Raw genomic sequence first — 9119 nt, 5'->3', positions numbered from 1 at the left:
CTGGCCGCACCCCAGCCGGCGATGCGCGACCGCAACGGGCAGCGCTGCCGCACCGGGCGCAAACTCGTCCCGTCCTGCGGCGTGCTCTGGGGCGTGGCCCCCGGCGCGTTCACCGACGCCCGCGGCCGGCGCGCGCTGGCCGACTTCGAACGCAAGACCGACCGGCACCAGGCCGTCTACCACGCCTACCACAAGGGCAACCGGCAGCTCTTCCCGACAGAGGCGGAGCGGGCGATCGCTCGCGAGCCCGGCCGCGAACGCATCCTGTTCCTGAACTGGAAGCCGTCCGGTGCCTCGTGGGCCGCCATCGCCAAGGGCGACAAGGCCACCGACGCGTTCCTCGACCGGCTGGCCCGGCACATCAACAAGGACTACCCGGAGCAGTTCTTCTTCACGGTGCACCACGAGGCCGAGGACAACGTCAAGGAGAAGAAGGGCTCCGGCTACACCGCCGAGGACTACTCGGACATGTACCGGTACGTGGTCAAGCGGCTGCGCGGGCACGGGGTCGACAACCTGGTCACCGTGCTGGTGCACATGGCGTACGTGCCGCACACCAGCAAGAAGTGGTTCGACGACATGTACCCCGGCAACGACGTGGTCGACTGGATCGGCTTCGACACGTACGCCTACAGCGACCCCGGCTACGGCCACGGTGACTTCGCCGAACTGCTGAACCGGCAGAGCTCGGCCCGCCCGAACTGGCCCGGCTTCTACAACTGGGCCGCGAGCAAGCACCCGGACAAGCCGCTGATGGTGGCCGAGTGGGGCGTCTGGTCCTCGAAGAAGAACCCCGGGCACAAGGCGGAGTTCTACCGCGAGGTGGGCCGGCAGATCCGCAACTTCCCGAAGATCCGGGCTCTGGTGCACTTCGACACCCCGCACAACCAGGACGGTCGCGACTCGTCGGTGGACGCGACCCCGGAGGCCCTCATGGCCTACCGCAAGCTGGGCAAGATGCCGATCTTCCAGGTCGACGTCGCGCCCAGCCTGCCGTAGGTCAGATCGCCGCAGCTCAGCGGCGGACGGTGACGGCCTTGCTGGTGGCCTTGCCGTCGGTGTAGCCGGTCTTGCGGGCGATCACCGTGACGGTGACCTTCTTGTTGCGCATCGAGGACGTCAGCTTCAGCGACGACTTGGTGGCGCCGCGGATGAGCTTGCCGCCCAGCCGCCACTCGTAGCGGTACGAGTCGGCCTTCGGCGACCAGGTGCCGGCGGACACCTTGACCGTACGGCCGACCTTGGCCGTACCGGTGACCGCCGGCTTCTTGGTGGCCGCCGGGGCCTTGCCCTTGGCGACCGCGACCGACGCCGCGGAGGTCGTCGACCCGGCCTGGTGGCCCGACCGGATCGCGGTGACGGTCACCGTGAGCCGCTTGCCGAGCACCGCGGCGCCGACCGGGTACGACGAACCGCTCGCACCCCGGATCGCCGACCCGTTGGCCCGCCACTGATAGGTGTACGACGTCGCCGCGGGCGTCCAGCTGCCGGCCGAGACCTTGACCGTCGAGCCGACCGCCACGGTGCCGGTGATCGCCGGCGCCTTGGTGGCTACCAGCGGCGCCAGCGTGACGGTGAAAGCGTTGGCCAGCACGACCGGCTCGGCGTCGGCGCCGAACGAGTCGATGCTCAGCGCGACCGGGCCGGTCGGGGCGGTGGTCAGATCGACCTCGGCCGTCAGCGTGCGACGGTCCGCCGACACCGACTTGACGGTCGCGGTCAACGCCGGGCCGCCCGACGGGGTGACCAGGACCGTGTCCCGCAGGTGCAGGGACGTGCCGGTGACGGTGATGGTGCGCTTCGCGCCGCCGGCCACCGACGCCGGCGCGGCCGCCGTCGCGGTGAACTTCTCCCCGCCGCAGAGCGGACTGTGGCAGGTCGCCTCGAGCCGGTACGGGTGCTCGCTCGCCCGGTTGCCGTTGGTCAGCAGGTACACGGTCGGCTCGACCGGCTGCCGGCCGTGCCAGCAGTGGAACCCGCCCTCGCCGATCGCGCAGCTCTGCATGCCGCTGCTGCCGGTGACGACGTACATGCCGGCGTCCCAGAAGAAGCCGTCGTCCGGGTCGTCCGGGTTGTTGACGTCGATGGTCAGGTCGTCGTAGTAGCTGGCCGGGGCGACCACGCACAGCGCGGGCTTCGTGCTGCTCAGCGTGCCGGTGTACGGGCCGAAGCCGTACGCGGCCGACGGCACCTTGGCACACTCGGCGGGCGGCTGACCGTTGGCCCACACCTTCCAGACGTCGAGCTGGTACGCCGTACTGCCGGTGCCCAGGCTCCACACCAGCACCTGGTACTTGCTCTCACCGGTGACCGCGCAGGCGCTGACGTAACCGGCGCAGCTGGTCGTCTCGCCGTCCGGGTCCAGCACGATCGTGCGCGACACGTTGTCGGCGTCGCGGCTGTCGATGAGCACCCGGTCGGCCGCGTTCGCCGACACCTGGTAGCAGCGCAGGTCCCCGCGGGAGGCCAGCGTGCCGGTCAGCGACGGCGATCCGATCACTGTGGACGTGATCTGGGTGCAACCCGTCGCGGCTGCGGTGACGTCCCTGCGCGAGAACGAGAACGTGCCCGTCGCCGTGCTGCCCTCGACCAGGACCGTGGCGGCGCCCGCCTCCAGCCGGCAGACAGTGAAGTCGGCGTCGGAGGCCTGCGTGTAGCAACGCCGCGAGCCGGTCGGACCGAAGACGGACAGCCGGGCCTTGCCGGTGCCCGCGGTACGCCGGAACGACAGCACCTCGCTCGCCGAGTGCTGACCGGCCGGCAGGGTGAAGCAGCCGACGTACTTGTCACCGCCCAGTGTCAGCGACGGCGTGGCGCCGGTCGCCAGCGTCGGACAGGCCGGCCCGCCGCTGGTACGGGCGAAGTTCAGCGCGTACGGCCCGGTGACGGAGTCGGTGTCCTCGTCGAGGTGCAGCACCACGTGGAACGGCGCGGTGCCCTCCAGTACGCAGGAGTAGTCCCGAAGCTGGTAGATGTCGCACTCGTAGTTGCCGGTGGCGTCGTACACCGTCATCTCCGGGCGGCCCGTGCCGGTGGCGTCCTGCGGCTTGAGCAGGGCCAGGCCGGCGCCGGTGGGGGTGGGCAGCAGCAGGCAGTCGTACTGACCGGCGGCCTTGAACTCACCCTTGGCCGGGGCGGCGGTGGGCTGGTCGGACGCCGTCACGCAGCCGCTCGCGGCACTGGCCGCCGGCAGCAGCACCGTGGCATAGGTGCTGCCCTCGGTCACCAGCGTGTACGACCCCGGCGCCGGGAAGGTGCAGCTGCCGACCCCGCACACGCGCTTGCCGGCCTGGTCGAAGATCGTGCCGTAACCGTGGTAGTTCTCGTCGTCGACGACCTCGACGCGGTACTCGCCCGCGGCCGGCACGGTCAGCTTGCGGCACTCGGCCGCGGTGGGCGTACCGGCCGGGGCGGCGCCGTACCGGCCGACCGGGACCGTCGCGCATCCCTGCGGGTCGTTGAGCCGGCGGGCCTCGATCTCGGCCCACCGGTCCTCGGGGTCCTCGTCCCAGGACGGCTCCGAGATGATCCGGTACGGTCCGTTCCCGGGCAGGACGCAGCCCTTCTCGTCGTCCTCGCGGACCGCGTCGCAGATCCGCTCGCCGGTGGTGCCGGTGATCCAGCCGCCGGAGCGCAGGTCGATCCGGTCGCCCGGCTGCGCGTCGAGCGGGTTGCACTCGACCTGCAGGCGCGAGGTCACCCGCACCCGTACGGCCGGGGTGTCCCAGGCGGTGCCGACGGACGGGCCGCAACCCGTCGTCGAGGCGAGCGGGAAGACGGCGACGGTGACGGTGTGCGGGTCGACCCACGAGTCGCTGCTCTCGCCGTACAGCGTGTACGTGCCCGCGGCGGGCAGCGGGCACAGCTCGCGCTGCTCACCCCACTTGCCGCAGAGCACGGCACCGCTGCGGTCGGCCACCCGCCAGTTCAGGTACTGGGCGTTGTCGAAGGTGAGCAGGTGCAGCCCCGCGGCCGCGGTGAAGGTCTGGCAGGTGACGTTGTCGCCGCCGATCGTCGCCGAACCGGAGCGGTCGCCCGGGTCACCGAACGTCGCGACCGGCAGGTCGTCGCAGCCGGCCGGGTCGGACAACCGGGTCACGGCGACCCGGTAAGCCGTCGCCGCGCCGTACTGCTCGGTCACGAAGAAGCTGTACGGCCCGGCGCCGGTCAACGTGCATTCGCCGGCGCCCTGCAGGTAACAGATGCTCTCGCCGGCCGCGTTCTCCAGTTGGCCGCGCACGTCGGAACCGCCGACGCCACCCACCGAGATCCGGACGAGCGTGCCCTCGGCCTGGTCGATGCGGTAGCACCGGCCGGCCGAGCCGGCCGCCAGGGTGCCCTGTGTGGTGGTGACCGGGAAGGCCAGGGATTCGTTCTTCAGCGTGGTGCACGCCGACGGGTGCGACCGCGAGTCGACGCCGAGCGCGTAGGCGTTGCTGCCAGATCCGGAGTAGAGGCTCACCGTGATCGTGTAGGTGCCTGCGGCCCCGAGGACACAGTCGCTCGGGTACGTCCCCAGGTAGCAGCTGGTCTCGCCGTCGGTGCTGGTGAGTGTGCCGCTCAGGCTGTCGCCACCCTCGACCTGCGCGCGCAGCACGAGGATCAGCCGCTCGCCGGCCGCCGTGGTGGTCAGCGTGTAGACGTGCTTCTGCTTGTCCTTGATCTCCTCGCAGTCCACTGCCGTGCCGAGGGTGATCACACCACCGCAGGGTTCGGCGGCGGCCACGTCAGCCTTGCTCGGCTTGGGCTTGGGCTTGGCTGTCGGCTGCGGCGCTTTGCCCGGGCTGGGCGGCATCGACGGATCAGGGGTCGCGGTGGGGGTGGCCTCATCGGCCGACGGGCTCGGCGTGACCGGCGGTGACGGCTCGGCGGGAGCCGACGCCGAGGTGGACGGTACGGGCTCCTCGGTCGCAGCCGCGGCGGGCTGCGGGGCGGTGAGCAGCGCGGCGGCGACAGCGATGCCTGCGAGCGCCTGAGTGATCCGATGTCTGCCGTACCGTGCGCGCTTCGTCAGGCGTGGTGCCATGCGCCGTACCCCCGTGTTGCTTCGATGTCCGATGAAATCCAGCGGCATCTTTGCATGTGATCCACCCGCCGTGTGTCCCGTACTCAGGGGGGACTCGGGGGTTTACCTGATCCGCTTCGGTGACACGGGTTCCTAGGCTGTCGGCTGTGAGCCTCATCGTTACCCAAGGGTTGACCAAGACGTACGGCACGCAGGTGACCGCCCTGCATGACCTCACCGTCGCTGTCGAGCCCGGGATCATCGGACTGGTCGGCGCCAACGGCGCCGGCAAGTCGACCTTCATCAAGATCATGCTGGGCTTGATCGCGCCGACCGGCGGGCAGGTGCGGGTCTTCGACATCGATCCCACCGTCGACCCCGACCGGGTCCGCGCCAAGGTCGGCTACATGCCGGAGCACGACGCGCTGCCCCCGGACGTCTCCGCCGCCGAGTTCGTCACCCACCTGGGCCGGATCAGCGGGCTGCCGCGCACCGCCGCCCGCGAACGGGCCTCCGAGGCGCTGCGCCACGTCGGGCTCTACGAGGAGCGCTACCGGCAGATCGGCGGCTACTCGACCGGCATGAAGCAGCGGGTCAAGCTCGCCCAGGCCCTGGTGCACGACCCCGACCTGTTGCTGCTCGACGAGCCGACCAACGGTCTGGACCCGGCCGGCCGCGACGCCATGCTGGCGCTGATCCAGCGCATCGGCAACGAGTTCGGCATCTCGGTGGTTGTCTGCTCGCACCTGCTCGGCGAGGTCGAGCGGATCTGCGACTCGCTGGTCGCGATCGAGGGCGGCCGGCTGCTGCGCGCCGACCGCATCTCGGCCATGACCGAGGCCAGCGAGGTGCTCGCGGTCGAGGTCAGCGAGGGTACGGAGGAACTGGCGGCGGCGCTGGAGGCGCTGGAGCTGCCGGTCACCCGGGACGGCCGGCTGCTGCTCGTGCCGCTGACCCAGGAGGCCACCTACGACCACGTCCTGCAGGTGGTGGCCGATCTCGATCTGCCGCTGCACCGCCTGGACCAGCGACGCCACCGGGTGGCCGAGCTCTTCGCCACGAGGGAGACCGCGGATGCCTGAGTCGAGCGTCATCCACGACATCGGATACCAGCGCTACACCGGCCCGCGGCTGGGCCGCGGCGCCGTGTTCGCCGCCATCTACGTGCACGGCCTGCGCGCGGCCTACGGCTTCGGCCGGTCGGCCAAGGCCAAGATCTTCCCGTGGCTGGTCTTCGGGATCGTCGCCCTGGTCGCGGTCATCCTCGCGGCGGTACGCGCCCAGCTCGGCACCCTGCCGCTCAACTACATCCAGTTCGCCGACGCGATGAGCTGGCTGATCATCTTCTTCGTCGCGATCGTGGCCCCGGAGCTGGTCTCCCGCGACCTGCGCTCGGGGGTGCTGCCGCTCTACTTCAGCCGGCCGTTGCGCGCCGCCGATTACATCGGGGCCAAGGTCGCCGCGATGGTGACCGCGGTGTGGATCCTGCTGGCCGGCCCGCAGTTCATCATCTTCCTGGGCGGCGCCTTCACCACCAAGACCGGGATGTCCGGGGTCTGGAACGAGATCGAGGACCTGCTTCCGGCCTGGGGTTACAGCCTGATCTGGGCGCTGCTGTTCACCGCGATCGGCCTGCTGATCGCCTCCCTGACCGGCAAGCGGGCGTTCGCCGCCGGCGGCATCGTCGCCGTCTTCCTGATGACCACCCCGGTGGTCGGTGTGCTGTCCATCCTGCCGTCGTCCACCGCGCAGGACCTGGCCGGTCTGGCCAGCCCGATGACCGTGGTCAGCGGCGTCGGGCAGTGGCTGATCAGCGGGGCCAACACGGGCCTGAACATCGGCGAGTTCGGCGCGGTGTACGCCATCGAGGCGGCCACCCTGATCGCCACCTGCCTGCTGCTGCTACTGGCCCGCTACCGGAGGGTGGCCTCGCTGTGACCACAGTCGAGCTCGAGAACGTGTCCCGCTGGTACGGCAACGTGGTGGCGGTCAACGACATCAGCATGACGCTGGAACCGGGCGTCACCGGCCTGCTCGGCCCGAACGGCGCCGGCAAGACCACCGTGCTGCACATGATGGCGGGCTTCCTGTCGCCCTCGCGCGGCACGGTGACCGTCGACGGCGCGCCGACCTGGCGCAACCCGGAGATCTACCGCCGGCTCGGCCTGGTCGCCGAGCGCGAGGCGGTGCACGGCTTCCTCACCGCCCGCGAGTTCGTCCAGGCCAGCGCCCGGATGCAGAAGCTGCCCGACCCGAAGGCCGCGGCCGAGCGGGCGCTGCAGCTGGTCGAGATGACCGACGCCGCCGACCGCCGGATCGAGACGTACTCCAAGGGCATGCGCCAGCGCACCCGGGTCGCCGCGGCCCTGGTGCACGACCCGCAGGTGCTGCTGCTGGACGAGCCGTTCAACGGCATGGACCCGCGGCAGCGGATGCACATGATGGGCCTGCTGCACGAGCTGGGCGACCGGGGCCACACCATCCTGTTCAGCTCGCACATCCTGGAGGAGGTGGAGCAGGTCTCGGGCACGGTCCAGGTGATCGTGGCCGGCCGGCTCGCCGCCTCGGGCGACTACCGCCGGATCCGCCGGCTGATGACCAACCGCCCGCACGTCTTCGCCGTGCAGTCGTCCGACGACCGCCGGCTGGCCGTGGCCCTGATCGGCGAGAAGTCGGTCAGCGGCGTGGAGATCGACAACGCCGGGCTGACCGTACGCGCGTCCGACTACGGCAGCTTCACCCGCGCGCTGCCGCGCATCGCCATCGGTGAGGGCATCCGGCTGCGCAAGCTGCTGCCCTCCGACGAATCCCTGGAGAGTGTCTTCTCCTACCTGCTGGAGGCCTGACGTGTCGACCGTTGCGTGGATCACTGCCCGCGGACTGTTCGGCCGGCGCCGGGTGCTCCTGCTGCTGCCCCTGCCGCTGCTGCTGGTCGGCCTGGCCGTGCTGTGCCGCTCCTACGACGTCAACCCGGCCGACTGGGGCACCCCGGTGCTGGTCGGTCTGGGCCTGGCCGTGGTGCTGCCGGTGATCAGCCTGATCGTGGGCACCGGCGTGCTCGGCTCCGAAGTGGACGACGGCACGATCGTGCACATCCTGACCAAGCCGCTGCCCCGCCGCGACATCATCCTGGCCAAGCTGGGCGTCGCCATCGGGGTCAGCGCGGTGACCTCGGCGGTGCCGCTGTTCGTGGCGGGCGCGCTGGCCGACTCGGCGCGCCTGGGCCTGGGCCTGGCGGCGGCCGCGGTGGTCGGTGCGTGCGCGTACTCGGCGTTCTTCCTGCTGCTGAGCCTGCTGACCCGCCGGCCGGTGCTGCTCGGCCTGGTCTACATCCTGGTCTGGGAGGGCCTGCTGGGCCGCTTCGTCAGCGGCACCCGGGTGCTGTCCATCGAGCAGTACGTGATCACGATCGCCGACAAGATCGCCCCGACCGCCATCCTGGAGTCCAAGGTCTCCCTCACGGTGTCCATCGTGATGGCGGCGATCTTCGTCCTGGGCTGCACCCTGGCGGCGGTGGACCGGCTGCGCAGCTTCAGCATGGCCGGCGAGACGAGCTGACCGTGGGCGAGGATGAGCGGATGTCTTCCTTCCGCTCGGACCTCGCCTATGTCACCGACCAGGGGTACGGCTTCCACGCCGCCGCCTGTGCGCCCGGCATCCTGGCCCTGCTGGAACCGGTGCGGGAGCGCGGCGGCCTGGTCCTGGAGATCGGCTGCGGGACCGGCCTGCTGACCAGATTCCTGGTGCAGGCCGGTCACCGGGTCGTCGCCACGGATGCCGCGCCGGCGATGCTCGAGCTCGCGCGGACCGCCGTGCCGGGCGCCGTGGACATCCGGACCCTGGTCCTGCCGGACGAGCCGGTGCCCCGGGCCGATGCGATCGTCGGGGTCGGGCACGCCCTGAACTATCTGCCGGACACCGCGGCGGTCCAGCGCGGGCTGGCCGCGCTGGCCGACGCGTTGCTGCCGGGCGGAGTGCTCGCCCTGGACCTGTGCGACCTGGAGTGGGGAACGGCCCGGGCGGACGCCGTGGGGCAGGGCCGGGCCGGCGCCGACTGGGCGATCGTGACCCGGTTCAGCCGACCTGCGGCGGGGCGCGACGACCGGGAGCTGAC

The 9119-nt window shown here is 71.1% G+C and carries 7 protein-coding genes; 6 read left to right on the top strand and 1 reads right to left on the bottom strand.

Annotation, left to right across the window (positions count from 1 at the left end; all coding sequences use genetic code 11):
- Positions 1-999 (top strand): glycosyl hydrolase (locus AB0C29_RS20720; protein ID WP_360822377.1); only part of this gene is annotated, 999 nt, incomplete at its 5' end.
- A 16-nt stretch (positions 1000-1015) separates the two neighbouring features.
- On the opposite strand, the gene AB0C29_RS20715 is transcribed toward AB0C29_RS20720, so the two are convergent.
- Positions 1016-5026, bottom strand: a complete 4011-nt coding sequence (locus AB0C29_RS20715) for a hypothetical protein (protein WP_360822375.1) — start codon at positions 5024-5026, stop codon at positions 1016-1018.
- Positions 5027-5172: 146 nt separating this feature from the next.
- Between AB0C29_RS20715 and AB0C29_RS20710 the strand changes: the two genes are divergently transcribed.
- The 5 genes from AB0C29_RS20710 to AB0C29_RS20690 all read left to right on the top strand — a co-directional run.
- Positions 5173-6087, top strand: a complete 915-nt coding sequence (locus AB0C29_RS20710) for an ABC transporter ATP-binding protein (RefSeq protein ID WP_360822373.1) — start codon at positions 5173-5175, stop codon at positions 6085-6087.
- Positions 6080-6943: an ABC transporter permease gene (locus tag AB0C29_RS20705; RefSeq protein WP_360822371.1), complete on the top strand. Its 864-nt coding sequence runs from the start codon at positions 6080-6082 to the stop codon at positions 6941-6943. The genes AB0C29_RS20710 and AB0C29_RS20705 overlap by 8 nt, the downstream gene beginning before the upstream one ends.
- Positions 6940-7851: an ABC transporter ATP-binding protein gene (locus AB0C29_RS20700; protein ID WP_360822369.1), complete on the top strand. Its 912-nt coding sequence runs from the start codon at positions 6940-6942 to the stop codon at positions 7849-7851. Before AB0C29_RS20705 ends, AB0C29_RS20700 begins: the two co-directional genes overlap by 4 nt.
- A gap of 1 nt (position 7852) precedes the next feature.
- On the top strand, positions 7853-8563 hold the full coding sequence (locus AB0C29_RS20695) for an ABC transporter permease (protein ID WP_360822367.1): 711 nt from the start codon (positions 7853-7855) through the stop codon (positions 8561-8563).
- A gap of 20 nt (positions 8564-8583) precedes the next feature.
- On the top strand, positions 8584-9119 hold a 536-nt coding region (locus AB0C29_RS20690; RefSeq protein WP_360822365.1), incomplete at its 3' end, for a methyltransferase domain-containing protein.

Origin of the sequence: Actinoplanes sp. NPDC048791, assembly GCF_040650095.1 — a bacterium.
Lineage (GTDB): Bacteria > Actinomycetota > Actinomycetes > Mycobacteriales > Micromonosporaceae > Actinoplanes.
The sequence above is the reverse complement of the archived record's forward strand: the minus strand, read 5'-3'. Positions and strand labels throughout refer to the sequence as shown.